This window comes from Paractinoplanes deccanensis (assembly GCF_016862115.1).
Lineage (GTDB): Bacteria > Actinomycetota > Actinomycetes > Mycobacteriales > Micromonosporaceae > Actinoplanes > Actinoplanes deccanensis.
Genome location: NZ_BOMI01000082.1, coordinates 14,172 through 40,212, shown reverse-complemented (window position 1 = coordinate 40,212; position 26,041 = coordinate 14,172). Strand labels below are relative to the sequence as shown.

24 protein-coding genes are annotated in these 26,041 nt (G+C 70.6%); 8 read left to right on the top strand and 16 right to left on the bottom strand.

Annotated features, from left to right (window positions below):
- Positions 1-815: 815 nt before the first annotated feature.
- Positions 816-3,008: a bifunctional polysaccharide deacetylase/glycosyltransferase family 2 protein gene (locus Ade02nite_RS21180; RefSeq protein WP_239168933.1), complete on the bottom strand. Its 2,193-nt coding sequence runs from the start codon at positions 3,006-3,008 to the stop codon at positions 816-818.
- A 158-nt stretch (positions 3,009-3,166) separates the two neighbouring features.
- On the opposite strand from Ade02nite_RS21180, the gene Ade02nite_RS21175 reads away from it, so the two are divergent.
- A complete protein-coding gene (locus Ade02nite_RS21175; protein ID WP_239168932.1) occupies positions 3,167-4,231 on the top strand; it encodes a glycoside hydrolase family 18 protein in 1,065 nt (354 codons plus the stop codon).
- 58 nt (positions 4,232-4,289) lie between these two features.
- Here Ade02nite_RS21175 and Ade02nite_RS21170 read toward each other — a convergent pair whose 3' ends face one another.
- Positions 4,290-4,523, bottom strand: coding sequence for a hypothetical protein (locus Ade02nite_RS21170; protein ID WP_203766202.1), 234 nt, complete (start codon positions 4,521-4,523; stop codon positions 4,290-4,292).
- Positions 4,524-4,815: 292 nt separating this feature from the next.
- Between Ade02nite_RS21170 and Ade02nite_RS21165 the strand changes: the two genes are divergently transcribed.
- Entirely contained in the window at positions 4,816-5,880 is a 1,065-nt protein-coding gene (locus Ade02nite_RS21165; protein ID WP_203766201.1) for a class I SAM-dependent methyltransferase, read from the top strand.
- Positions 5,881-6,003: 123 nt separating this feature from the next.
- Here Ade02nite_RS21165 and Ade02nite_RS21160 read toward each other — a convergent pair whose 3' ends face one another.
- From Ade02nite_RS21160 to Ade02nite_RS21140, 5 genes are read right to left on the bottom strand one after another with little or no spacing between them, the layout of a single operon-like run.
- Complete coding sequence (locus tag Ade02nite_RS21160) at positions 6,004-7,179, bottom strand: Gfo/Idh/MocA family protein (RefSeq protein WP_203766200.1); 1,176 nt, start codon at positions 7,177-7,179, stop codon at positions 6,004-6,006.
- A gap of 10 nt (positions 7,180-7,189) precedes the next feature.
- Positions 7,190-8,236 (bottom strand): substrate-binding domain-containing protein, encoded by a 1,047-nt coding sequence (locus tag Ade02nite_RS21155; protein WP_203766199.1) that lies wholly within the window; start codon positions 8,234-8,236, stop codon positions 7,190-7,192.
- Between the two features lie 46 nt (positions 8,237-8,282).
- Positions 8,283-9,302, bottom strand: coding sequence for an ABC transporter permease (locus Ade02nite_RS21150; RefSeq protein ID WP_203766198.1), 1,020 nt, complete (start codon positions 9,300-9,302; stop codon positions 8,283-8,285).
- Entirely contained in the window at positions 9,299-10,813 is a 1,515-nt protein-coding gene (locus tag Ade02nite_RS21145) for a sugar ABC transporter ATP-binding protein (RefSeq protein WP_203766196.1), read from the bottom strand. Before Ade02nite_RS21145 ends, Ade02nite_RS21150 begins: the two co-directional genes overlap by 4 nt.
- The gene (locus Ade02nite_RS21140) at positions 10,810-12,060 is read right to left on the bottom strand and encodes an ROK family transcriptional regulator (RefSeq protein WP_203766194.1); all 1,251 of its coding nucleotides are present in this window, start codon (positions 12,058-12,060) and stop codon (positions 10,810-10,812) included. Before Ade02nite_RS21140 ends, Ade02nite_RS21145 begins: the two co-directional genes overlap by 4 nt.
- Before the next feature lie 581 nt (positions 12,061-12,641).
- Between Ade02nite_RS21140 and Ade02nite_RS21135 the strand changes: the two genes are divergently transcribed.
- Positions 12,642-13,121: a GNAT family N-acetyltransferase gene (locus tag Ade02nite_RS21135; RefSeq protein WP_203766192.1), complete on the top strand. Its 480-nt coding sequence runs from the start codon at positions 12,642-12,644 to the stop codon at positions 13,119-13,121.
- A gap of 179 nt (positions 13,122-13,300) precedes the next feature.
- Here the strand turns inward: Ade02nite_RS21135 and Ade02nite_RS50945 are convergent, their stop codons facing one another.
- From Ade02nite_RS50945 to Ade02nite_RS21090, 9 genes are all read right to left on the bottom strand, one after another.
- Positions 13,301-13,591 (bottom strand): hypothetical protein, encoded by a 291-nt coding sequence (locus Ade02nite_RS50945; protein WP_379037110.1) that lies wholly within the window; start codon positions 13,589-13,591, stop codon positions 13,301-13,303.
- A 674-nt stretch (positions 13,592-14,265) separates the two neighbouring features.
- Positions 14,266-15,429, bottom strand: coding sequence for a YihY/virulence factor BrkB family protein (locus tag Ade02nite_RS21125; RefSeq protein ID WP_203766190.1), 1,164 nt, complete (start codon positions 15,427-15,429; stop codon positions 14,266-14,268).
- Positions 15,430-15,616: 187 nt separating this feature from the next.
- On the bottom strand, positions 15,617-16,426 hold the full coding sequence (locus Ade02nite_RS21120) for an ABC transporter permease (protein WP_239168931.1): 810 nt from the start codon (positions 16,424-16,426) through the stop codon (positions 15,617-15,619).
- A gap of 1 nt (position 16,427) precedes the next feature.
- Positions 16,428-17,177, bottom strand: coding sequence for an ABC transporter permease (locus tag Ade02nite_RS21115; RefSeq protein WP_203766188.1), 750 nt, complete (start codon positions 17,175-17,177; stop codon positions 16,428-16,430).
- A complete protein-coding gene (locus Ade02nite_RS21110; RefSeq protein ID WP_203766186.1) occupies positions 17,177-18,100 on the bottom strand; it encodes an ABC transporter ATP-binding protein in 924 nt (307 codons plus the stop codon). Before Ade02nite_RS21110 ends, Ade02nite_RS21115 begins: the two co-directional genes overlap by 1 nt.
- A 34-nt stretch (positions 18,101-18,134) precedes the next feature.
- The gene (locus Ade02nite_RS21105; RefSeq protein WP_203766184.1) at positions 18,135-18,692 is read right to left on the bottom strand and encodes a hypothetical protein; all 558 of its coding nucleotides are present in this window, start codon (positions 18,690-18,692) and stop codon (positions 18,135-18,137) included.
- Positions 18,689-20,554: a DNA primase gene (dnaG, locus tag Ade02nite_RS21100; protein WP_203766182.1), complete on the bottom strand. Its 1,866-nt coding sequence runs from the start codon at positions 20,552-20,554 to the stop codon at positions 18,689-18,691. Before dnaG ends, Ade02nite_RS21105 begins: the two co-directional genes overlap by 4 nt.
- Positions 20,555-20,565: 11 nt before the next feature.
- On the bottom strand, positions 20,566-21,780 hold the full coding sequence (locus Ade02nite_RS21095; RefSeq protein WP_203766180.1) for a deoxyguanosinetriphosphate triphosphohydrolase: 1,215 nt from the start codon (positions 21,778-21,780) through the stop codon (positions 20,566-20,568).
- A gap of 10 nt (positions 21,781-21,790) precedes the next feature.
- Positions 21,791-22,150, bottom strand: a complete 360-nt coding sequence (locus tag Ade02nite_RS21090) for a VOC family protein (protein ID WP_203766178.1) — start codon at positions 22,148-22,150, stop codon at positions 21,791-21,793.
- Between the two features lie 305 nt (positions 22,151-22,455).
- Here Ade02nite_RS21090 and Ade02nite_RS21085 point away from each other — a divergent pair, with 305 nt between their 5' ends.
- The 5 genes from Ade02nite_RS21085 to Ade02nite_RS50315 all read left to right on the top strand — a co-directional run bounded on the left by Ade02nite_RS21085 (position 22,456) and on the right by Ade02nite_RS50315 (position 26,034).
- On the top strand, positions 22,456-22,803 hold the full coding sequence (locus tag Ade02nite_RS21085; protein WP_239168930.1) for a roadblock/LC7 domain-containing protein: 348 nt from the start codon (positions 22,456-22,458) through the stop codon (positions 22,801-22,803).
- Between the two features lie 17 nt (positions 22,804-22,820).
- Positions 22,821-23,906 (top strand): DUF4388 domain-containing protein, encoded by a 1,086-nt coding sequence (locus tag Ade02nite_RS21080; protein ID WP_203766175.1) that lies wholly within the window; start codon positions 22,821-22,823, stop codon positions 23,904-23,906.
- Between the two features lie 36 nt (positions 23,907-23,942).
- A complete protein-coding gene (locus Ade02nite_RS21075) occupies positions 23,943-24,428 on the top strand; it encodes a roadblock/LC7 domain-containing protein (RefSeq protein WP_203766173.1) in 486 nt (161 codons plus the stop codon).
- 85 nt (positions 24,429-24,513) lie between these two features.
- On the top strand, positions 24,514-24,885 hold the full coding sequence (locus Ade02nite_RS21070) for a hypothetical protein (RefSeq protein ID WP_203766165.1): 372 nt from the start codon (positions 24,514-24,516) through the stop codon (positions 24,883-24,885).
- Between the two features lie 72 nt (positions 24,886-24,957).
- On the top strand, positions 24,958-26,034 hold the full coding sequence (locus tag Ade02nite_RS50315) for a DUF2786 domain-containing protein (protein WP_203766163.1): 1,077 nt from the start codon (positions 24,958-24,960) through the stop codon (positions 26,032-26,034).
- The last annotated feature ends 7 nt before the right edge of the window (positions 26,035-26,041 follow it).

Genomic DNA, 26,041 nt, shown 5'->3' with positions numbered 1-26,041 from the left:
CGCACTCCGCGACCGCCTGCCACTCCGGGCCGTCCGGCGCCTTTCGCGCAATTGCATGGCTGGGCACCACCCCTCGATGCGAAGCACACGCGATCCTGAACGGACGACACACCGGCAACCGGCGCTCGACCGGCCCGGCGCACCAGCCCACATGACCCGGCCAGGCCCGGGGCGACGACGGTGACCCCAGCAACGTGGCCGACGCCCGGTTTCGGCGTCCCTCATCTCGGCGGGGTCGGGCACGATCTTTAGGGTCGTCGCCGGGGATGGGGCGGAAGGTGCGGTGCAACCGAGCGCGTGGATCGTGTCGCCGTGCTCGTCCCGTGTTCGGGTGGAGCGGCGAACTCATCGATCCAGCAGATCGATCTCCATGTAGCCGATCGCATGTCATCATCGAGCCGCCGGATCCCAGGTGGACGCTGCGAGTTAGCCGGTCGTTGTCCAGCCACCGCGCGGCCATGGACCCCTCGCCACCGGTCTTCGCGATGGGCCGCAGCCGCGCGACCGGTCTCCGCGAAAAGCCGCAGCCGCGCCACCAGGTCTCCGCGAAGGGCCACACCCGCGCCACCGGGTCTCCGCGAAAAGCCGCAGCCGCGCCACCGGGTCTCCGCGAAAACCGCAGCCGCGCCACCGGGTCTCCGCGAAGGGCCACACCCGCGCCACCGGGTCTCCGCGAAGGGCCACAGCCGCGCGGCCGGCTGCAACGCGGGTCGATGTCGCGTCCACGAACTCGCCCACACGGTCGGCCGCGGCCCGGTCCGGCAGCCGCGCCTGCCCGTCAGGGAAAGCCGTCGCGGCCACCCCGATCGCCGGGGTCAAGCCTCGGATCGGGCGCCCAGCAGAGCGCTCAACCCTCCCGCCCGTTGGAGCTTCTGCCAGCCCAGGCGGATGCCGCCCAGCGCCGCGAGCGTGGACTGGATCAGGACCAGGTACATCAGCTGGCGGTAGACGAACTGTTGCAGGGGCACCGCCCAGACGGGTTTCAGGGACTCCTTGTCCAGGCGGAAGGCGTAGATCGTGCTGGCCAGCTGGATGGTGAGCATGGCGAACCAGGCGATCAGGGTCTCGAGCGGGTCCAGAAAGATCAGGCCGTAAACGAGAAAGACGTCGATCAGTGGGGAGAGCAGGGGCATCAGGGTCTGGAACAGGGCCAGGTTGATGAGGCCGCGCCGGCCGAACTTGCCGCCGGGGCCTCGTTCGATCAAGGCTCGGCGGTGTTTCCACATGGCCTGCATGGTGCCGTAGCTCCAGCGGTAGCGCTGGCGCCACAGCTGCTTGATCGTGGTCGGCGCCTCGGTCCAGGCTCGGGCCCGCTCCTCGTAGACGACGCGCCAGCCCGACCGGATGACGGCGATCGTCAGGTCGGTGTCCTCGGCCAGCGTGTCGTCGCTGAGGCCGTCGACCTGGGCGAGGGCCGTGCGGCGGAAGGCGCCGATCGCGCCGGGGACGGTGGCCATGCAGCGCATCTCGTCGTAGGCGCGGCGGTCGATGCTGAAGCCGACCACGTACTCGATGTGCTGCCAGAGGGCGATCATGCCCGTGCGGTTGGCGACCTTGGCGTTGCCGGCGACCGCGCCGACCGTGTCGTCGGCGAAGGGCTGCACCAGGTGGCGCACCGTGTCGGGCTCGAAGACCGTGTCGCCGTCCATCATGACGACGATCTCGGTGTCGGCGGCGGCGATGCCGGTGTTGAGGGCGGCCGGCTTGCCCGCGTTCGGCTGCCAGATCACGGTCACGTTGCGGTAGCCCAGCGACTCGGCGATCTCGGCCGTGCCGTCGGTGGAGCCGTCGTCCACCACGATGATCCGGATCGGGTGGGTGCTCGCGGCGAGCGATCTGACGGTGTCGGCTATGCATTCCTTCTCGTTGTACGCCGGCACGACCACCGTCACGGGTTTCTCGTACGGCGGGCCCCACGTGCGCCGGAACTTGCCGCGCTTGTTCCGGCCCGCGTGCCGGCGGCCCAGCACGAGCATCAGCGCCAGCCGCGCGATCGTGAGGACGCCGAACGCGAGCAGCAGCCAGGTGAACCAGTGCGTCACGTGCTGGGCGATCTGCACCGCGCCGACGATGCTCACGCCGAGGACACGGGAGTTCACCGACGCAGGCGGGTTCACGGTGTTCATGCCGGTCACGTCCGCGATCGTGGTGAACGTGTACCCCATCTTCAGCAGTTCCGGGATCACCGAGGCGAGGGCGGACGCCGTACGGGATCGATCGCCGCCGCCGTCGTGGAAGAGCAGGATCGCCCCGTCGTCGCCGTCCGGCGTGACCGCCTCGATGATGTCGTCGCTGCTGACCGACGGTTCCCAGTCACGGCTGTCCAGGTCGTTCACGACGGTGAGGTAGCCGCGTTCCCCCATGTCGCGGATCACCGTCCAGTTGGTGTTGTCGAGCGCGTCGACCGTCGACGAGTACGGCGGCCGGAAGATCACGCTGGCGACGCCGGCCGCGCCGGCCAGGGCGAGCTGGGTCTCCTGCATCTCGACGTCGCGGCGCCACTCGTTCTTGGTGGACATCTCGGGGTGCGTGAACGTGTGGATGCCGATCTCGTGGCCCTCGTCCTTCACCTGGCGGACCAGGCCGGGGTACTTGGCGATCTCCGAGCCGATCATGAAGAACGTGCCGGGGACGTGGTACTCGGCGAGGACCTTGAGGATCTCCGGCGTGTATTCGGGGTCGGGGCCGTCGTCGAAGGTGAGCACGATCTGCTTGTTCGGCACGCGCACCGTCTCGGTGGTGCTGCCGTCGGTCTGGATGATCGGGCCGCCGTTGAGCGCCGCGGCGGGCACCCGATCGGTGTCGGCGGTGGACTCGAGCGCGCCGTCCTGCGTGAACTCGCCCGTGACCAGGCCGTTCACCAAGAGCATGCTGGCGAACAGGCTCAGCACCACGGCGAAGACGATCCAGCGCGGTTCCGGCGCGCGGAGGCGGCGCCTGGCGGGCGCGGGCGGTGGTTTCTCCTCGGGCGGAGGCGGCTTCCTCGAGGTGTAGACGGTCACGACCATCCCTTCGATTTGTGACTTAAAACCCAAAAAGGCCATTGATTCGTACGGACTACGTCCGTTTCGCGGCGAATACCGGCGGCCACGAGAGCGCCCGAATTAACCGGCTTAATGCGGATAGTTAGGCATCGATCACAGGGATAAATGCCAAGATCTCGGGCATGAACCCGATACGCCGCTCGCTGGTCTGCCTCACGGCGGCCGCGCTGATGCTCGCCGCCGGCTGCAAGGCGAGCGAGGCGGCCGACGCGAGCCCCGCCACCAGCGCAGTCGTCACCACGCCATCCGCCTCGACCGATGCACCCGGCGCGGCCGGCGGGAGCACGTCCGCCGGGAGCGCATCCGCGGTCAAGACCAGCACTCCCCCCGTCGCCCCGTACCTCGATGTCACCAGCACCAGCACGAACATCAGCGCCATCCACGCCAAGACCGGAATGACGGACTTCGCGCTCGCTTTCGTGCTGGCGAAGAGCGCGAGCTCCTGCACACCGGCGTGGGGCGGCACCAAGGCGCTCACCGACAGCACCGTCCAGTCGCAGATCAAGAAGATCGCCGCCCTGGGCGGGCGGGTCGTCGTGTCGAGCGGCGGCGCGACCGGCGCGTACCTCGAGAGCTCCTGCACGGCCGCGCAGCTCACGAAGGCGTACACCCAGGTCCTGAACGCCGCCGGCAGCAACGCGCTGGACGTCGACATCGAGAAGACGGTGTCGCCCACGACCGTCGCGGCGGCGCTGAAGAGCCTCCAGGCCGCGCGCGGGACCGCGATCAGCCTGACCGTGCCGGTGGCGGGCATGACGCTCGGGCTGACCGACGCGAGCATCGCCCTGCTGCGCGCGGTGAAGAACGCCGGCGTCGAGGTCACGGTCAACCCGATGATCATGAACTTCGCCGCGAGCGGCGGCTGGGGCGCGGCGATGATCGCGGCGACCGAGGCCGTGCACGCCGACCTCGCGACGATCTGGACCGGACGCGGCAGCGCCCGGCTCTACGCGATGCTGGGTATCACCCCGATGATCGGCGTGAACGACACGGGACCGGTCACCACCGTGGCCGATGCCAAGACCCTGCTGGCGTACGCCGAGCAGAAGAACCTGGCGTTCATCCGCTTCTGGTCGGTGAACCGTGACAACGGCGACTGCACCGCCGGCAGCCTCAGCGGAACGTGCTCCGGAATCACGCAGAGCGACTACGCGTTCACGTCTCTCTTCTCCGGCTACGGCAAGTAACAGACGGCATCCGCCGCCGGCCCGCGAGCCGGCGGCGGATCGGTTGCGCACCACCCGGTCAGCGTTCGGAGGCCGCCGTGGCCGCTTTCGTGGGCGTCGAGATCGTGCCCTTGGTGGGCAGGTCGGCCTTGGGCGCCTGGGCGAAGCTCATGGCGACCACGCCGATGTAGACCGCCGCCGCCAGCGCCGCGAAGACCCCGGACATCACGAGCAGCCTCTTGCGCCGCCCCGTGGTGTCGACGAAGACCTTGGCGCCGGCGGTCTCGTGCAGCCGTGTGGAGGCGTAGATCATGATGCTGGTTCCCCTCGGAGCGCGGGCGAGTCCCAGGTCAGCGGACCCGCCATCGCCGAGCAAGTTAGGAGCCGTTTCTGGGCGGAGCCTATGCCTGATCCTCGAACCCTCTGTGTTTCCGGCCGCGAGCTGTAAAACGGAAATTTCGCTGAAGTCCGGAATGGAACGCAGAGGGGTGGCAGGGGCCGCGGACCGTCGGGGGCGCAGTGGGGGCTGACACGGCGCTGAACCTTGCTGGGTGGGAGCCGTCCTAAGGCGATGTCGGCGTTGCATCGGATTTAGGAGGAGCCGCATGGACAAGACCCTCGATCAGGATCGGGTGATGGCGTTCCTGGGACGCGTCGTCACCGACAACGCGGCCGCCTTCGCCGGGCTGTCCACGTCGCTCGGGGCGCGGCTCGGGCTCTACGCGGCGATGGCCGGGGCCGGGCCGCTCACCGCCGCGGAGCTCGCGCGGCGTACCGGGCTGATCGAGCGGTATGTCGCGGAATGGCTCGCCGCTCAGGTCGCCGGCGAGTATGTGGAGTACGACGCCGCGACCGGCACCTACCTGCTGCCCGACGAGCACGCCGCGGTGCTGGCCGACCCCGCGTCGCCGGCCAACGTGACCGGTGGCTTTCTGATGTTGCAGGCGCTGTACCGCACCGAGGACGCGCTGGCCGAGGCCTTCCGCACCGGTGACGGTCTCGGCTGGGAGGAGCACGCCCCGGACCTGTTCGCCGGGGTGGCGGCGTTCTTCCGGCCGGGCTACGAGGCGTACCTGGTCTCGGAGTGGCTGCCGGCGCTGGACGGTGTCGTGCCGAAGCTGGCCGCCGGCGCGTCGGTGGCCGACGTGGGCTGCGGGCACGGCTGGTCGACGCTGCTCATGGCCGAGGCGTTCCCGCAGTCGCGGTTCCGGGGCTTCGACTTCCACGAGCCGTCGATCGAGGCCGCCCGGCGCAACGCCGCCGAGCGAGGGCTGGCCGGCCGGGTCAGCTTCGAGGTGGCCTCCGCGAGCGACTTCCCGGGCGACGGCTACGACCTGGTGACCTTCTTCGACTGCCTGCACGACCTGGGTGACCCGGGGGCCGCGCTGCGCCGGGTGGAGGCGGCGCTCGCCGCCGACGGCACGGCGATGATCGTCGAGCCGAACACGTCGGCGAACGTGCTGGACAGCGTCAACCCGATCGGGCGCTCGTTCGCGTCGACCTCGGTCGCGCTCTGCCTGCCCGCCGCGCTCGCGCAGAAGGGCCCGTACGCGCTGGGCAACCACGCCGGCGAGCAGGCGATGCGGGACATCGCCGCGGGCGCGGGCCTGCGCTCGTGGCGGGTGGCCGTCGAGACGGTGACGAACCGCGTCTACGACGTCAAGCGCTGACACGGCCGCCGCGGATCGGTCGGCGCGGGGCGCAACCGCGCCGTCCCTCACCGATCCGCGGCGGACGACTGAGAGCAGCCGGCCCAGGGCCGGCCACATCATGGCCGTCCGGGCCGGCGCCGGTCAGACCGGCTCGAGGACCGGCTCCACCCGGCACCACTGGGCGGACTCGGCCGACTTCGCGACCGCGTCGAGGACCAGCTGCACCTGGAGGGCGTCGGCGAACGACGGGGTGGGCTGGTCGCCCGCGGCGATGGCCGCGATGAGGTCGCGTACCTCGTGGGTGAAGGTGTGCTCGTAGCCGATGCCGTGACCGGCCGGCCACCACGCCGCCATGTACGGGTGGTCCGGCTCGGTCACCTGGATGGTGCTGAAGCCCTGCTCCGCCGTCGGCAGCGCGCCGTCGTAGAAGGAGAGCTCGTTCATCCGCTCGAAGTCGAACGCGAGCGAGCCGAGCGAGCCGTTCAGCTCGACGCGCAGCGCGTTCTTGCGGCCCGTGGCGAAGCGGGTCGCCTCGTACGTGGCCACCGCTCCCCCGTCGAGCCGCGCCAGGAACAGCGCCGCGTCGTCGACCGTGACGTCGCCGTACGACGAGGATCCCGACGCGGACAGGCCGGCCGACGCCGACGGCAGCGGCCGCGACTTGACGAAGGTCTCGGTCAGCGCGCTGACCTCGGTGATCGACTGGCCGGTGACGAACTGGGTGAGGTCGACGATGTGCGCGCCGATGTCGCCCAGCGCCCCCGATCCGGCCACCTCCTTGCGGAGCCGCCACACCAGCGGGAACTGCGGGTCGACGATCCAGTCCTGGAGGTAGACGGCACGCACGTGGTGCAGCTTGCCGATGCGGCCCGAGGCGACCAGGTCGCGCATGAGCGCGACCGCCGGCACCCGCCGGTAGTTGAAGCCGCACATGGCGAAGACGCCCCGCGCCCGCGCGGCGGCCGCGGCCATCTCGCGGGCCTCGGCCACCGAGTTGGCCAGCGGCTTCTCGCAGAGGACGTGCTTGCCGGCGGCGAGCGCCGCCAGCGCGATCTCGCGGTGGGTGTCACCGGGCGTACAGATGTCGATGAGATCGATGTCGTCCCGGTCGATCAACGATCGCCAGTCCGTCGTGTGTTCCGCCCAGCCGAGCTTGGCCGCGGCGGCCGCCACCGCGTCAGCGGAGCGGCCGGCCACCGCGGTCATCCGTGCCGACAGCGGCAGGTCGAACGCGTGGTTGACAGTGCGCCACGCCTGAGAGTGCGCAGCCCCCATGAACGCGTAGCCGACCATGCCGACCCGCAGCTGTTCCGACATCAAGAGCCCCTTAGAAACCGAGCTTCGCGTACTGCGAAGCGTTGTCCTTCGTGATCGTCTCGGAGGCGAGCGTGATCTCCTTGGGCACCTGGAGCTCGACCAGGTCGCTCATGCCCTTGTTCTGGCCGATGAGCCGGGCGAGCGAGATGGCCGAGGAGGCCATCGACGGGCTGTAGGTGACCGTCGCCTTGAGGACGCTGTTGTCCGCGGCGATCTGGTCGATGGCGGCCTTGGAACCGGCGCCGCCGACCATGAAGAACTCGCTGCGGTTGGCCTGCTTGATCGCGGCGAGCACGCCGATGCCCTGGTCGTCGTCGTGGTTCCACAGGGCGTCCATCTTGGGCAGCGCCTGGAGCAGCGCGGTGGCCGCCGCCTGGCCGCTGTCGGCGGTGAACTCGGCGGGCCGCCGGTTGGCGACCTTGAAGCCGTGCGCCTCGAGGGCCGTCTTGAAGCCCAGCGAGCGCTCCTGAGTCAGCTCGAGCGAGTCGATGCCGGGGATCTCCCCGATGATCGGGTTGCTGACGCCCTTGGCCTTGAGCTGCTCGCTGATGTAGTTGCCGGCGGCGAGGCCCATGCCGAAGTTGTCGCCCTTGATCTGCAGCCGGTAGGCGGCCATGGACGGGAACGCGCGGTCCAGGTTGACCACGGGGATGCCCGCGTTCATCGCCTCGAGGCCCGCCGCGTTCAGCTCCTTGCCGTCGTGCGGCAGCATCACGATGACGTTGGGCTTCTGCGAGATCAGCGTGGAGACGGCGGCCCGCTGGGCGGCGGCATCGGCCCCCGCCTCGACGGGACGGAACTCCACATCGGTGTACGCCTGCGCCTGCGCCTTGGCGTTGTTGGTGATCGCCGCGAGCCAGCCGTGGTCGGCGGCCGGCGCGGAAAACCCGATGATCACCTTGGAGCCGGGCGCGGCGTTCGGGTTGGCGCTCGCGTCGGTGTTGGTGTTCACCTGGGCGTTGTTCTCGGGGGTGTTGCTCGTGCACGCGGTGAGAAGCGCTCCAGCACCGACGGCCGCACCGCCGAACAGAACGCGCCTACGGGACAAAGCGGACATGAATCCTCCCAAGGGGGTACCCGGCCGAGCGGAACCGGGCGAGAGATCAGCGCTTGAGGAGTTGCGTGAGAGAGCGATAGCGGAATTGCTGGATCAGGACCGCGACCACGATGATCGCGCCCTTCACCATGTTCTGAACCTCGGTGGAGAGATTGTTGATCGCGAACAAGTTCGTGATCGTGGAGAACACCAGCACCCCGAAGAGGGCGCCGACGATGGTGCCGCGGCCGCCGCTGAGCAGCGTGCCGCCGATGATCGCCGCGGCGATCGCGTCGAGCTCGTAGAGATTCGCCATGGCGGCCTGAGCACTGGTCGCCTGGGACGTCAGCATGATCGCGGCGATGCCGCAGCACAGCCCCGACAGGGCGTACAGCAACAGGGTGTGCCTCTTGACGTTGATGCCGGCCAGCCGGGCCGCCTCCGGGTTGCCGCCGACCGCGACCGTGCGCCGGCCGAACGTCGTGCGGTTGAGCAGCACCCAGCCCGCGGCGACGACGAGGCCGAGGATCCACACCAGCAGCGGGATGCCGAGCAGCTTGGTGCTGGCGATGTCGTTGATCGTCATGTTCGTCGACACCTGGGTCTGCTTGCCGGAGATCTGCGCCGCGAGCCCCCGCGCCGCCACCAGCATCGCCAGGGTCGCGATGAAGGGCACCAATTTGCCGTACGAGATGAGCACTCCGTTGACGAGTCCCACGGCGAGGCCCACGACGAGCGCGGTGAAGATCATGCCGCCCGCGCCGTAGCTCTGGGTCGCCAGCGTGGTCGCCCACACCCCGGCGAGCGCGATGATCGCGCCGACCGAGAGGTCGATGCCGCCTCCGATGATCACGAAGGTCATGCCGACCGTGACCACGCCGATCGCCGACGCCTGCTGGAGGATCGTCAGGAAGTTGTTGCGCACCCAGGTCGGGTCGCTGTAGAGGTCGGGCTTGGTGATGATCCCGACGATGATCAGGAGAACCAGGACCCCGACCAGGCCCAGGTTGCGGATCGCGTTGTCGTCGAGCCGCAGCCGGCGCCGCGATTCCTTGCGCACCTCGGGAGGCGCAGTCTCGGTGATCATGCTGGCTCTCCCTCCATCAACGACCCCGACATCACGAGGTCGAGCACGGTGTCCTCGTCGATCTCCCCGGCCGGCGCCTCGTGGACGAGCCGGCCCTCGCGCATCACCAGCACCCGGTCGGCCAGGCCCAGCACCTCGGGCACCTCGCTCGACACGAGCAGCACCCCGACGCCGCTCTCGGCGAGACCGCGGATGACCTGGTAGAGCTCGGCCCGGGCGCCGACATCCACGCCGCGGGTCGGCTCGTCGAGCAGCAGCAGCCGGGTGTCGCCCAGCAGCCAGCGCCCGACCACGACCTTCTGCTGGTTGCCGCCGGAGAGCGTGCGCACCGGACGGGTCACGTCCCGCGGCCGCAGCTCCAGCTTGTCGGCCGTGCTCTCCGCCGCCTTGCGCTCGCCGCCCGCGTCGGTGAACCCGGCGCGCGCGAACCCGGAGAACGACGCGAGCGTCATGTTCTTGTAGACCGGCTCGTCGAGCAGCAGCGCCTGGCTCTTGCGCTCCTCGGGGGCCATTCCCATCCCCCGGCGTACGGCGGTGCCGAGCGACCGGACACGCTTGCCGTCGAGGGTGATCGTGCCACTGTCCGGGCGGCGGGCGCCGAAGATGGTCTCCAGCAGCTCGGAGCGGCCGGACCCGACCAGGCCCGCGATCCCGACGATCTCGCCGGGCGCCACGGTGAGGCTGGCGTCGGCGAACTCGCCCTCGCGGGTCAGGCCCTCGACGACGAGCAGCGGCGGCCTCTGTTCGCGCGGCGGGCGCGGCGGGAAGACGTACTCGATGGTCCGGCCCGTCATCTTGCTGACCAGGTCACGGGTCGGCGTGGTGCGAGCCGGGAGGTTGGCCGCGGTGGTGCGGCCGTCCTTGAGCACCGTCACCCGGTCGCCGATCTCGCGGATCTCCTCGAGCCGGTGCGAGATGTAGATGACCGCGATGCCGTGCGACGTGAGGTCGCGGATGATGCGGAACAGGTTCTCCACCTCGTCGTGGGCGAGCACGGCACTGGGCTCGTCCATGACGATCAGCCGGGCGTCGTGCGACAGCGCACGCGCCATGCTGACGATCTGCTTGCCGGCCGCCGGCAGGTTGCGCACGTACTGCCGGGGCGGGATGTGCTCGTGCCCGAGCCGCGCCAGGATCTCCTTCGTCCGGGACGCGATCGCGCGCCGGCGGGTGAAACCGAAGCGGCTCTCCTCGTGGCCGAGGAACGCGTTCTCGGCCACCGAGAGATCGTCGACGAGGTCGAGCTCCTGGTAGATGGTGGCGATGCCGGCGCGCATGGCGGCCTGCGGGGTGGCGGGGGCGAAAGGCTCGCCGAGCCAGGTGATCTCACCGCCGTCGGCGTGGTGCACGCCGGCCAGCGTCTTGATCAGAGTGGACTTGCCGGCGCCGTTCTGGCCGAGGAGGCAGTGCACCTCGCCGGCCCGCACTTCGAGCTGAACGCCGTCGAGGGCGCGCACGCCGGGGAAGGTTTTGACTACGTCGGTGAGTCGGAGGACGACCTCTTCGCTCATGATGCCTGCTCAAACGCTGTATCGCTGGCCAGCACGGCGGCGCCGGTGACGCCGGCCCGGCTGCCCAGCTCGCTGAGGACGACGGGTAGGTTGCCGGTGGCCAGGGGCAGCGACCGGCGGTAGACGACACTGCGGATCTCGGCGAGCAGCACGTGACCCAGCTGGGCCAGGCCCCCGCCGATGACAATCATCGAAGGGTTGCTGAAGGACACCAGGGTGGCGAGGACCCCGCCGACGCGGCGGCCGCCCTCTCGTATCAAGCGGATGCAGGTGACATCGCCCTCGGCGGCGCCGTCGGCGACGTCGCGGGCGGTGATCGTGACGCGCTCCTCGAGCGCCTCGTCGTCGGCGCTCAGGCCCTCGCTCTCGGCGGCGCGGCGGGCGGCGGCCTGGTAGCCGGCGAGGCGCTCGGCCAGCGCCGGCGACTCACCGGACCGGGCGACGGCGAGCGCGTCGCGGGCGAGGGCGGCGCCGCTGAACAGGGCCTCCAGGCAGCCGGTGTTGCCGCAGGAGCAGACCGGCCCGTTCGCGTCGACCTGAATGTGCCCGATGTCGCCGGCGCAGCCGTCGACCCCCCGATAGACGGTGCCGCTCAGGTGGATGCCGCAGCCGATGCCCGTGCCGATCTTGACGAAGAGGAAGTCGTCGACCGAGTGGGCGACCCCGCCGTGGCGCTCGCCGATGGCCATGATGTTCACGTCGTTGTCGACCACGGCCGGGCATCCGTGCTCGCGGGCGAGGAACTCACGCACCGGGTAGCGGTCCCAGCCCGGCATGATCGGCGGCGAGACCGGCACCCCGTCGCGGAAGCTGACCGGCCCCGGCACGCCGATGCCGACCGCGTCGAGCCGGTCGAAGGCACCGTCGGTGCGCGCCTTGGCGAGCAGGTCGTTGACCCGGTGGAGGATCACCCGCGGTCCCGAGCGGATGTCCGAGACCTCGCGATAGGTGGCGACCGGCTCGAGGCGGCCGTTGGTCACCTCGATGTCGATCGAGCTGGCGCCCAGGTCGATCGCCGCGAACCGCAGCCGGGGATGCAACTCGACCAGCGTGGACCGCCGCCCCCCGCGCGACGCGGCCATGCCGGCCTCGGCGATCAGGCCGGCCGCGACGAGCCGCTCGACCTCGGCCAGCAGGCGCGGCCGGGTGAGCTCCAGACGGTCCCCCAGCTCCGCGCGGGAGACCGGCCCCTCATCACGCAACAGGCGCAGAATGCGCAAGTGAGGGGGAGCATCGGCCACGTGCACGGAAACCTCCGGGGCGCTTCACACCGCCGTAATCATGCGGTGTTGTGCCCGTCACAGTAGGCCCGTTCCGCCTCAGGAGTCCATACCTTCTCGAAGATCATTCCTAACTTTTGTCTCCTGGAGCAAAAGTGCCCCTCTTGCGGATGCCCTTCGATACGTCCCGCAGCCCCCGGCGGCGGCATCCGTAGGCACTCATGAGGCGGCGGCGCGACGCCCCACCCGCCCTTCGGGCCTGCCTTGGCGCGCGCCCTTCACCACCGTCCGGCCGGCCCTGGCGCGCCCCCGACCACCATCCGGCCGGCTCTCGCACGCGCCCCCGACCACCATCCGGCCAGTCCTGCACGCCCCCGACCACCATCCGGCCAGTCCTGCACGCCCCCGACCACCATCGGACAGCCCTTAGCGGCTGTCTCTCAACCTGTTTTCCCAGGTAATGCCACTTTCGGGATCCTCGTAAGGATCTGCGACGTTCGGGTTGCCGTCACCGTGACGGGTAAGCGAACGCTCTCAGTACGTGACGGAGGTGGAGGTGCATCCCTGGGCGTTGCGCGCCGGTTGGGCCATGGAGCCAAGATGTGGGCATGTCGGTAAAGATCCGTAGGGCCAACCAAGGCGACATCGAAGCGATCATTTCTGTGGGCCGGCAGACGTGGCCCCGAACGTATGAGTTCGCCGGCGCGGAATACGTCTCCAAGGGCTTGGCCACCTGGTGGTCGGCCGAGGCGATCCAACGCACTTTGGAGACCACCACAGTGCTGGTGGCTGACGGCGAGAAGGCGATCGTCGGTACGGGGAACATCGACTTACGCCCAGAAGTACCGGTTATTTGGAAGCTGTACGTGGTGCCCGAGATGCAGGGCGCGGGGATCGGTTCAGCGCTGATCGACGAGCTGGTAGACGTCGCCGCTGGTCGTCCGGTGCGGCTCGAATACACCGACGGCAACGCTCACGCAGCTGGTTTCTACGCTGCCCATGGATTCGTCGAGGTTCGCCGCGAGGCGAACGATCAGCCAGGCTGGCCGGACGCTGTGTGGCTTGAGCGGGCACCGCTCAAGCGTTGAGGGGGCGCTCGCCACCTGAACACTGCGAACCTAACGATTTGTCGCACCTGTTGACCGCGCTCACCGCGACGGTGCCGAGCAGATCCCTACGACTCACCAGACCTTGTCCGCGCTGACCTGGCACAGCGCAGTTCAGCTACTCGCTCCGGCGCCATCTCGCTCTGGACGGGAGATGAGCTTTAGGCTGCGATCGACGACGGCTCGGCGGCTTGACGTTGCTCTTGGGCTCGAGCGAGACGGCGGGTCATCAGGGTGATGTTGGCCCAGGTGATGTGGGCTTCGGAGTGCTCGGGGAGCCGTTCGTAGTCGCGGGCGTTGCGGCGGGCGCGCATCAGCCATCGAGGGCCGAGCCGCCGCCGGCAACCGCTCACCACAGACCGGCACCGCCGCGGCGACGGCCTCTCGGCCGTGCTGGTCGGCTGCGGAACCAGCGACAACCAGCCCCGGGCAGCGCGCTTCACACCGCTCATTACGCGAGCGTAGAACCGGCCTTAATCCGATCTTGAAGTAGAGAGACAGGCACTTTAGACGCGCCCCCGACCACCATCCGGACAGCCCTCGCGCCCTCTCACCGCGTCGGGCCGGCCTCGCGGCGGGCGCGACCACACCGCCTGGCAAACCGTTCGGCTGGTTCACGCCGCCTCTCACCGCTGACGGGCCGGCCTCGCGCCTGACCACCGCATCACCGCGAGGCGCGGGGCAAAGGTGACCGAGCAGACCCTCAACCGCCGCTCGGATCCTTCATCCCCCAGGGTCTGCCGCCTGGGCTGCCGAGCGACTTGGGCGATGCGGCATGAGCACGACCGCGGACCGCACGCTGCGACCCGTTCTCGTCGGCGTATGCGCCCGGCGCGGCGCGGGCCGCGAGCACCGCTTCGCCGAACGGACCCGAACCCCGACAAGTGAACCCTTGCCGGCGAGACGTGTCCGGCGGGCGGGAGCGTGCATATGACACCGGACCATGCTGAGGGCGACGGCCGCTCGGGCAAGCAGGCAAGGGAGGTGGGCTCGCACTTCAGCGGTCCGTCTGCGGGGCGCACGCTGCCCGGCGTGCCCACAGGCCGCCGTCTGCCCGGCCGGGTTCCGGGCAGCGAAAAGCGCCGGTTCCTCGGTGAGGTCCCGGCGCTCTCGGTGCGGCTTCTCCTCAGCTGGTGCTGAGGCCCTGTTCGCTGCCCTTCTTGAGCTTGCGGTCGTCGCGCAGCTCGAGGAACGGCTCGTCGGACGGGTCGTGGCCGGCGGCGATGGCTCGGCCCCGTTCCAGTTCGGCGTCGAGCTCGGCGCCGAGCAGGATGGCGATGTTCGAGATCCAGAGCCAGACCAGGAAGGCGATGACGCCGCCCAGCGCCCCGTACGTCTTGCTGTAGTTGGCGAAGTTGGCCAGGTAGATCGCGAACGCGCCGGAGGCGGCCAGCCACAGCACCACGGCGAAGATGCCGCCCGGGCTGACCCAGCGGAAACCGCCGGTCTTGGCGTTGGGCGAGGCCCAGTAGAGGATCGCGAACATCAAGCTGACCAGGATGACCAGCACCGGCCACTTGGCGATGTTCCAGGTCATCACGGCCGCGTCGCCGAGGCCGATCTTTTCGCCGACGACCCGCGACAGGTCGCCGGTGAAGACCACGATGAACGCCGAGACGATCAGCATGAGGCCGATCACCGCGGTCACGCCGACGCGGATCGGCAGCGTCTTCCAGATCGGCCGGCCCTCGGGCACGTCGTAGACGGCGTTCGACGCCCGCATGAAGGCGGCGATGTATCCGGACGCCGACCAGAAGGCCAGCACCAGACCGATGATCGCCGCGAAGCTCGCCGTGCCCTGGTCGCTGACCTGGTTGAGCACCGTGTTGACGAGGTCACGGATCTGCGCGTTGCCGCCGGAGATGTCGTCGATCGTCTGCTGCACGGTGGAGCGCCCGTCGCTGCTCAGCATGCCGAGGATCGACACGAGCACCACGGCACCCGGGAAGATCGACAGCACGCCGTAGTAGGTGAGCGCGGCCGCCCAGTCGGAGATGTTGTCCTCGGAGAACTGCTTGAACGTCCGCTTGATCGCCGCGAAGAGCCCCTTGCCCTTGAGCTCGGTGGGGCTGTCCGGCCCGGCGTCCGGCGGCGGGGCGCTCAGATCGTTGTCACGGTCCTCGCCGGTCTTCGTGGTCGCGACGTCGTAGTCGCGAGCGCCCTTCTTGCGCGCCGCCGCGGAGTCGGGGTCGTCGCGGCCGCTGCGCGCGTTGGCAGCTTCGGCGTGCCCGTGCTTTCCCGCCACGGCGGCGGTCGCCGTCTCGTCTTCGTGCTTGTGGAAAAGCTTCATCGCCGTCCCTCCAGGCGCAGGCGTTGCTGTAACGCACGGCCGCCTCCCCGATCTCCGTACGACCGAGGGCTTCGACGACCCGCAACAGTGATGCCCGCCACCAGGCCGGACTAACCACCTTCTCCCGGGAGGAACTTGCCGCACAGCAAAGGAAGCCACCCGGACGGCGTGGATTGCCGCCGGGGCGTCACTTGCACAACAGGCGTGTCATGCGCCGGCCGGCGACGGCCAGGCCGGCGGCCAGCAGGATCAGCAGGTAGGCGACGTCGATCAGCTGGGCCCAGCCGGTCGTGCCGGTGCTCAGGCCGCGGATCAGGTGGACCGAGCGGTAGAGCGGGGTGATCTCGACCAGCCACCGCAGCGCCTCGGGGTAGGCGGTGAGCGGGACGAAGGTGCCGGAGAACAGGAACAGGGCGAACTGGCCGGCCGCGATCAGGTCGAAGTCCTGCCAGCTGCGGATCAGCGTCGAGACGGCCATGCCGAGGCCACCGAAGGCGAAGCCGACCAGGATGGTGGCGGGGAACATCGCGAGGGCGCGCGGCCAGGTGGTGAGGTCGAGCAAAACCATGATCACCAGGAAGGCGGCGGAGTAGAGGACGCCGCGGACCATGGCCCAGGCCAGCTCGCCGAGCGCGATCTCGATGGGGCGTACGGGCGTGGCGAGGATCCCCTCGTACAGCCGCATGAACTTCATCTTGCCGAAGAAGTTGAACGTGGTCTCGGACAGCGCGCCGGTCATCGCCGAGGCGGCCAGCATCGCCGGCGCCACGAACTCGGCATAGCCGACGACCTCGCCGCCGGGCAGCGCGATGTCGCCGACGAGGCCGCCCACCCCGATGCCGATCGAGAAGAGGTAGAGCACCGGCTCGAGGAACCCCGACACCATGACGATCCAGTACGCCGACCGCAGCGTCGCGAGGTTGCGCTCGGTCACCGACGCCGACCGCCGCCCCATCCCCTCGAACGACACCAGCCGGGGAAGCACGAACGTCACCACGTCAGATCACCAGCCTTCGGCGGTAGCGGATATGGGCCAGCAGGCAACCGGCGGCGCACCAGGCGATCAGGTAGAGGGCATGGACGAGGCCGAGCCCACCGGGGTCGAGGCCGAGCATGGCGGCGCGGCTGAGGTCGACGCCGTGCCACAGGGGCAGGGCGTAGGCGATCCAGCGGAGCACCACCGGCAGGGACTCGACCGGGAAGAAGACGCCGGAGAACAGCGACATGGGCAGGATCGCGAAGCGCAGCAGGATGACCAGGTAGCTGTCGCTGGTGATGGTCGCCGCGTAGGCGGCCGTGGGGCCGGCCACCGCGAGGCCGACCAGCATGGCCACCGGCAGGGCCAGCGGCGACCACCACGAGTGCAGCGTGCCGAACGCCGCGGCGATGGCCAGGAAGGCGGCGGCGCTGATCAGGACGCGGAACACCATGTAGGCCAGGTGGCCGCCGAGGATGTCGCGGACCCGAAGCGGCGCGGCGGCCTGGGCGAAGTAGACCTTGAGCCACTCGAAGGAGCTCAGCACCGGCCACGTCGCCTCGCCGATGGCGGTCTGCACGGCGGTGGAGGCGATCAGGCCGGGCACGATCCAGTCGAGGTAGGGCACGCCGTCGACGCCACCGGGCACGTAGGCGCCGACACCGATGCCGAAGCCGAGCATCGTGAGCAGCGGCAGCACCAGCGAGGACAGCGCGCTCCCCCGCCACGTGCGGCGGTAGTTGACCAGGTGATATTCGAGGACGGCGAGCATCAGTCGACCAGCGTCCGGCCGGTGAGGTGCAGGAAGACGTCCTCGAGGCTGCTGCGGCGCACCAGCACGCTCGCCGGGCTCAGCGAGCGCCGGTGCACCTCGGCGGTCGCCTCGTCGCCGTCGTGCACGTAGAGCAGGACCCGGTCGGGCAGCACCTCGACGCGCTCGCCGACGCCGTCGAGCTTGTCGGCGTAGGGCTGCTGGGACTCGGCGTTGAAGCGCAGCTCGACCACCTCGCGCGTCGAGTAGCGGGTGATCAGCTCGCGCGGCGAGCCGGTGGCCACGATGCGGCCGCCGTCCATCACCACGAGCCGGTCGCAGAGCTGCTCGGCCTCGTCCATGTAGTGGGTGGTCAGCACCAGGGTGACGCCCTGCTGCTTGAGCCGGAACAGCCGCTCCCACACCAGGTGGCGGGCCTGCGGGTCGAGGCCGGTGGTCGGCTCGTCGAGCAGGACGATCTCGGGCTCGTTGACCAGCGCGCGGGCGATCGTCAGCCGGCGTTTCATGCCGCCGGACAGCGGCTCGACCTTGCTGCCGGCCCGCTCGGCGAGCTGGACGAAGTCGAGGAGCTCGTCGGCGCGGCGGCGGGCCACCTTGCGCGGGATGCCGAAGAAGCGGGCGTAGGTGGTGAGATTCTCGCGAACGGTCAGCTCGATGTCGAGGTTGTCGAGCTGGGGGCAGACGCCGAGCTTGGCCCTGATGCGCGGGCCGTCGCGCACCGGGTCGAGCCCGAGGATCTCGAGCACCCCGCCGGTCGGCGGCGACACGCACCCGATCATGCGCATGGTGGAGCTCTTGCCCGCGCCGTTGGGCCCGAGGAAGCCGAACGCCTCGCCGCGCCGCACGTCGACGTCGATGCCGTCGACGGCGGTGAAGTCGCCGAACCGCTTGATCAAGCCACGCGCGTGAATGAGGGAGGGCATACCCCGGACTTTAGGGCGGGGGTATGACAAGAACTCAGTCCGGCGCGGTCATCGACTCCCGGGCGGCGGAGACGAGCGTCTCCGTCACCTCGACCACGGTGGTGTGCGAGACCGGCGTCCCCGAGTCGTACCGCACCGCCCAGGACAGTCCGTCGCGCCCGGTCACCCGGCGCCCGACGACGCGCACCCCGCCGACCAGGAACGGCTTGTCGGGCCGGTTCGTCGACACCTGCACGGGGTGGTGATGGGTGTACGCGACCGACTTCGACACGCGCATGCGCACCTGATCGGGGACCTCACCCGGGTCGAGGAGCAGGAACGCCCGCACGGGACCGTCGACCATGACCGTGTAGCCGTCGCGCTCCTCGGCCACCTCGGCCGGCGTGATCCGCAGCTCGCGCCCGGACCAGGCGGCCTTGTGGATCTCGTGCCAGCCGAGCCGCTCCTCGGCACCGGGCAGGAACAGGCCGTGGTTGGTGACCACCACCGCCTGGTCCTCGTCGACCGCGGCCCAGGCCACGACCCGCTCGTCCGGCGCCAGCGCCGGCTTGAGGGCGGCGGGCAGCGACGGCCGCCGGCGAAGGAAGCTCACAATCCACCTGCCGCCTGGTCACGCAGGGCACGCGCCTGCTGTTCGAGCGAGAAGAGCTCGCCCGCGAGGGCCAGATACTCGTCCTTGTGCGCGACCGGGTTGAGCCGCTGCACCTTGGACTTGAGGTCCCGGATCCGGGTGGTCACGTAGCCGACCTGGAGCCGGGCGAGGGTGATCTGCACGTACCGCGGGTCGACCACCCCGTCGACGTAGAGCGGCTCGACGGCGAGCTCGGAGATCACGCCCTGGCCGGCCAGGTCGTCGCAGCTGTCCCGGACCTTCTCGATCCAGACCACGCCGCCGGACGAGACCGACGAGGCGCCGCCGGCCGCCGCGATCGCCGAGCGGATCGCGGCGTAGACCGGGTCGGCGTAGTTCTCGGCGCCGAGCGAGTCGAACATCGGGCCTGCCATCACCGGCTCCTGGAGGGCCAGCTTGAGCGATTCGCGCTCGACGAGCCGCTGGGGAGAGTCCGGCGCCGCCGCGGTCTTGACGGGGGGCAGATCGGGCGACACCCCGCGAAGAGCCGCGTTCACCGCGCGCTGCACCGGCTCCAGGTCCATGCCGAGATCGGCCGCGAGCTTGCGGGTGTATTCCGGGCGCTTCTCGCGGTCCTTGAGCTTGGCGACCAGCGGCGCCGCGCGGCGCATCGCCTCGACCCGGCCCTCGACGGTGTCCAGGTCGAAGCGGGAGATCGTGTGCCGCAGCGCGAAGTCGACCAGCGGCTCCCGCCCGGCGATCATGTCGCGGACCGCCAGGTCGCCCTTGGCGAGGCGCAGCTCGCACGGGTCCATGTTGTCGGGGCTGACCGCGATGAACGTGCGCCCGACGAACCGCTGATCCTCCTCGAACGCCCGCAGCGCCGCCTTCTGACCGGCGGCGTCGCCGTCGAACGTGTAGATGATCTCGCCGGTGACGCTGTCGCTGTCGAGCAGCAGCCGGCGCAGCACCCCGATGTGGTCGACGCCGAACGACGTGCCGCAGGTGGCCACGGCCGTCGGCTCGCCCGCCTCGTGGCACGCCATCACGTCGGTGTAGCCCTCGACGATCACCGCCCGGCCGCGCTTGGCCATCTCGCGCTTGGCGTGGTCGATGCCGTACAGCACGTGGGACTTCTTGTAGAGCGGCGTCTCGGGGGTGTTGAGGTACTTGGGCCCGTCGTCTTCGTCGAAGAGCTTGCGCGCGCCGAAGCCGATCACGTCGCCGGCGAGGTCCTTGATCGGCCAGAGCAGCCGCGCCCGGAACCGGTCGATGAGCGAGCCGGAGCGGGCCGGCTTGGTGAGCCCGGCGGTGTTGAGCTCCTCGGCGGTGAAGCCCTTCTGGCGCAGATGCTTGGCCAGCGCGTCCCACGAGTCGGGGGCGAAGCCGCAGCCGTACTTCTCGGCGGCGTCGCGCCCGAAGCCGCGCTGGGCGAGGAACTCGCGGGCCTTGCGCGCGCCCGGCGTGGAGAGCTGGCTCTGGTAGAACTCGGCGGCGGCGACGTGGGCCGCGAGCAGCCGCTGCTTCTGCCCGCTCGGCGGGCGCGGGGCGGACGGCCGCGAGCTGTCCGTCTCGTACCGCAGCTGGATGCCGGCCCGCCCGGCCAGCCGCTCGATCGACTCGATGAACGACAGATGCTCGGCATCCATCAGGAACTTGATGGCGTCGCCACCCTGGCCGCAACCGTGGCAATAATAGACATTTCGGGCGGGTGCCACGGTGAACGACGGGGTCTTCTCGTCGTGGAAAGGGCACAGGCCCTTGAGGTTGCCGCCGCCCGCCGGCCGCAACGTGACCGACTCGCTGATGATGTCCTCGATCGAGGTCCGGTCGCGGACCAGCGCGATGTCCTCGTCCTTGACCCTGCCCGCCACGGCATACATCCTGCCTCGCGTCAGGCTCGGGCCGCCACCAGGGTCCGGTGCCACGCCACCGCGGCGTGGTCGGTGAGCGACGCGACCTGGTCGATCACTACGCGCAGTGCCGCGGCGTCACTCTCCGCTGCCTCATAAAGGGGCAAAAACACAGGGTCCAAGGCCTCCGGCGTACGGGTGAGAGCGCCCACAAGCTCGATCAGGATCGTCCTCTGCTGGTCGTACCAGGACTCCTGCGCTCGGGTGCGCATCACGTACCGCAACGCCATGCCCTTGAGCAGGGCGCACTGGTTACGCACAGTGCGCGGCACGACGAGGTCGGCGTCGTAGCGGCGGACCCGGCCCGTGCCGTACCGGCTCTGGGTGGCGCCGACCGCGGACGCGACGAACCGGCCGGTCAGGACGCTGGTCATCCGTTTGAGGGCGACCTGGGCCCGATAGGTGCCGTCGTATCCGGCGACCTCGGTCACCACCGGGTCGGCGAGCAACTCGTCGAGCGCCGCGGACAGCTCGTCGGCCCCCTCGTCGGAATAGGTGGCCGCGACGTCGGCGCAGAGCGCGGCCCGTTCCGCCGGATCGGCCAGCAGCGGGCCGAGCGCCAGGTAGCCGCCGTGCACGCCGTCCTCCACGTCGTGCACCGAGTAGGCCACGTCGTCGGCCCAGTCCATCACCTGCGCCTCGAGGCAGCGGCGCTCGCCCAGCTCGGCGGGGCGCACCCAGTCGAAGACGGCGCGGTCGTCCTCGTACACCCCGAACTTGCGCCGTCCGGGCACACGCGACCAGGGATATTTGCAGCTCGCGTCGAGCGACGCCCGGGTGAGGTTGAGGCCGGCGCCGGGGACCTTGGCCTCGAGCCGGGTGAGCACCCGCAGGGTCTGCGCGTTGCCCTCGAAGCCGCCGCACGGCTCGGCGACGGTGTGCAGCGCGTGCTCGCCGTTGTGGCCGAACGGCGGGTGGCCGAGGTCGTGCGCGAGGCCAGCGACGTCCACCACGTCCGGGTCGCAGCCCAGCCGCTCGCCCATCTCGCGCGAGATCTGGGCGACCTCCAGCGAGTGCGTCAGCCTCGTGCGCAGGAAGTCGTCGGACCCGGCCGTGTGCACCTGGGTCTTGGCCGCGAGCCGCCGGAAGCCCGCGGAGTGCAGCACCCGCGCCCGGTCCCGCTGGAAGGGGGTGCGCCCGTAGCCGCTGTCCTTCGCCGGCTCGGCGATCCACCGCTGGGCGTCGAACGCGGTCATGTGATCAAGACTAGGCGTCCTTCTTCGACGAGAGGACGCAGAACTCGTTGCCCTCCGGGTCGGCGAGCACGACCCAGCCGACGTCGCTCTGGCCGATGTCGGCGTGCCGGGCGCCCATGTCGATGAGCCGCTCGACCTCGGCCTCCTGGTCGTCCGGGCGCAGGTCGATGTGCAGGCGGTTCTTGACCGTCTTGGGCTCGGCGGCCGGGGTGAACAGCAGCCCGGGCAGCTCGCCGGGGCTCTTGCGGATCTCCACCTCGCCGGGCTCGTCGGTCACGATGACCCAGCCGCCGAGGGCCTCCGCCCACCATCGCGCCAGGCGCCCGGCGTCCTGGGCGTCCACCACGATCTGCTCCCACCGCACCGCCATAGGGCGCCTCCTCATCGAAAAGTGGCGATCATGTTACGCGCTCCTTGCCAGTGTCTCTCACCTGAGACAACACACCGGTGGCCCTCGATGGCCCGGCCCGGCGACATCGGAGAAACATGACGCACAGCGGGTGCGACTGCCCGCCGCACGGTCGCCGGAGGATGGCCCACGGTGACGGCGCGGAGCGTTGCCTTCACCGATCCGTCAGGCTCGCCGGTGACCGCGGCAACGAGGCACGGCACGGGGGCGGCAGCACAGCGCTGAGGAGAGATGTGCCCGGCGTCGATCACTGTCTACAGGAGGCCATGGCGATCCCTGGCGCTGTGGGCGCCAGCATCGTCGACTACACCACCGGGTTCCCGGTCGCCACGACGGGAGCCGCACCGAACAACGACCACGAGGCCGCGGCGGCCGGCACGGCGGACGTCGTGCAGGCCGCGACGAGCAGATCGCTGTACGTCTCGGCCGTGCCGCACGATCTGCTCGAAGACCTGATCATCACGACCGCCGGCGGATACCACCTGCTCCGGCCGGTACAGACCGACTTCGACAGCCGGCTGGTCCTCTACGTCTGGCTGGACCGGGCGCAGGGCAACCTCGCCGTGGCCCGGCTGCGCATGCAGAAGCTGGCCGACGAGCTCATAGCGACTTGACGGGATGAGGAGCACAGGTGACGACCTCGAGGACCGCCGCGCCGGCGAGCCTGCTCGCGCGGGTGGCCGACGAGCGGCAGACCGGCGCGCTGGTGGTCGGTGGCCACCCGGGCGGCGCGGTCTACGTCCTCGAGGGCCGGGTCATCTACGCCGAGTCGCCGGCGGCGCCGGGCGTCGGGGAGCTGCTCACCGCGTCCGGCCGGCTGGCGGGCCGCACCTGGCAGAACGCGCTCGACCTGGGCACCTCCACCGCCCGGGTGGGGCGGCTGCTGGTCGACCAGGGCCATCTCACCCAGGGCGAGCTGGAGCTGTGCGTGCTGGGTGCGACCTACGACGCGGCCTACTTCGCCCTCTCGGCCCCGGAGGCGCCGACCGACTTCCTCCCGGGCGCCACGCACTGGCTGGGCCCGGTCGCCCACATCGATCCGGGGGCGATCACCCGGGAGGTACGCCGGCGCGTGCGCCTGCTCGACGAGATCTTCCCGGACGCGCGGGTCGACACGGCAGCGGTCACCCCGGCACCCCGGGCGCCCCGCGAGCGGGTCACGATCACCGCCCTGCAGTGGGAGCTGCTGGTCCACGCGGACGGGCAGCGCACCCCGGCCGACCTGGCGCTGCTGCTCGGCAAGGCCGGCTACGCGACCATCCAGGAGCTGCGCCGGATGGCGGCGCTCGGCCTACTGGAGCTGCCGGAGGCACGGCCGGCGGAGGCGCCGGAGCTGGTGCGCCTGCCGCGCATGCGGGGCACGGCCGTCGACGTCCAGCGCCCGGTGGTCGGCTCCGGCAAGGAGCCGGCCGCGCCGATGGTCCGGTCGGGCAACGAGCCGGCCGCGCCGATGGTCCGGTCGGGCAACGAGCCGACCGTGCCGGTGGTGAGCGGCGCCGCGCCCGTACGGCCGGGGCCCGCGCCTCCACCCCCGCCGCCCTCGTCCGCGCCGGCGGCCGAGCCGCCACGCAACGCCCCCGCCCCGCCCAGGCTCGCCCGGCGGAAACCCGGGGCCAAGCTGCCCAAGGAAGTCGCCGGTGAAACGCCGCCGGTGCATCCCGGCACCGATGAAGTCCTGCTCAAGCGCATCCGCACGGCATTGCGGGCCTTGCGGTGACACGCGCACCCCCGCACGCAGAAAGAGAGGCCGAGGATGACGGTGGATCCGGCGGTGCTCGAGGAGCTCGACCGCCTGAGAGGCCGGGTGCCGGAGCTCTCCGGCAGCGTGCTGGCCTCCACCGACGGGCTGGTGATCGCGCACGACGCCCACGGCATAGAGCCGGACAGCATCGCCGCGCTCGCCGCCGCGCATCTGGCGCTGGCCCGCCGTTTCGCGCACGCGGTCAACCACGGGGACCTGCGCGAGTCGGTGGTCGAGTGCGATCGCGGCTACATCACCTCGTACACCGCGGGGCCGACCGCCCTGCTCACCGTGGTCACCTCGGGTGACGCCAACCTGGCCATGGTGCACCTCGAGGCGCGGCGTTGCGTACGCCGGCTCGTGAGGATCTTGAAGTTGGAGACGAAGCCGCAGGCGAGGCCGGAGATCCCGCAACAGGCGGGACCGGCGCCGCTGACCCGGCGGACCCCCCTGCCCACCACCCTCACCAACGCTCGCCGTCGGCAGGCGACGGGTTGAGACACGCGGCCCCAGGGCCGCGACCGAACGGTCCCGCCGGGCGATCCGGCGGACCGCCATCCCACCGCACAACGGAGGACAATCCATGGCCGACATGGACACCGCACTCAAGGAAATCATGGAGATCGACGGCGCCTTCGGCGTCGCGCTGGTCGACCACACGAGCGGCATGGCCCTCGGCACGGTCGGCGGCGGCAAGGAGCTCGACCTCACGGTCGCCGCGGCGGGCAACACCGATGTGGTGCGCGCCAAGCTCAGGGCGATGGAGATGCTCAACATCACCGAGAAGATCGAGGACATCCTGATCACCCTCGATACCCAGTACCACCTGATCCGCCCTCTGACGAGCCGGGCGGGGAAGGGGTTGTTCCTGTACGTCGCGCTACGCCGCGACCGCTCGAACCTGGCGATGGCGCGGCACCAGCTCAAGCGCATCGAGAGCGACCTCGACGTCTAGGGGTTCTCGCAGCTCCACGGGTGGGGAGGGCCGATCACGGCCCTCCCCACCGGCGTCGGTACCGTCGTCGTTGTGTCGGTGGAGGACGTCGTCCGTGAGGTGGTCAGCGGGGCGATCGGGTACGAGGCGGGGCTCGACGCGCTGACCGTGGCGCCCGCGGGTGAGGTGGACGCCGCCCTGGCCGCGGTGCTGCGCGACGCGTTCGACCGGCTCTTCCGGGGCGGATGGCAGCCCGCGGAGCTGCACCGGGTGGTGGCCCGGCTGGGCGACCCGGTGAAGGCGGCGCTCGTCGCCGAGGCCGCGTCCGCCTATGCGGGCCGGTTCAGCCAGGTCGACCCGCGCTGGGCCGCGCAGGTGTCGTCGCTGCCGGTGGCGGGGCGGCGGCCCGACCGGATCACGCTGCTCGACTCGTCGCTGGGGCTGCTGCGGGAGCTGCGGCAGCTGCCGCCGATCGAGGTGCTGATCCCGCCGCCCGGGACGACGGCGACCCTGCCCGGCAAGTCGGACAACCGGATCCTCGACCGGGTCCGGGCGCTGCTGGCCAAGGCGGAGGCGACGGACTTCCCCGCCGAGGCGGAGGCGTATTCGGCCAAGGCGCAGGAGCTGATCGCGCGGCACAGCATCGAGGAGGCGCTGACCACGGCCGGGCGTGCCGAGGTGGTGCCGCACGCGAGGCGGATCGGCGTCGACCACCCGTACGAGAGTGAGAAGGCCTCTCTGCTGGACGCCGTCGCGCGGGCCAACCACTGCCACACGGTCTGGTCCCCCGAGCTGGGCTTCTCCACGATCTTCGGCTTCGACGCGGACATCGACGGGGTCGAGCTGCTCTACACGTCGCTGCTGGTGCAGGCGAACCGGGCGATGGCCCGCGACGAGCCGGCCAAGGGCAAGGCGCGGATCAAGGCGTTCCGGCGCAGCTTCCTGGTGGCGTACGCGGTGCGCATCGGCGAGCGGCTCGCCGACACCACCCGGCACGAGATCGAGCAGCACAGCGACCTGCTGCCGGTCCTGCGCAACCGCGAGATCCAGGTGCGCGAGGTCATGCAGAAGGCCTTTCCCCGTACGGTACGAGCGCGCGGCAGCCGCATCGACAGCCTCGAGGGGTGGGAGTCGGGCCGCGCGGCCGCCGACGAGGCCGAATTGCGTTGACGGGTGG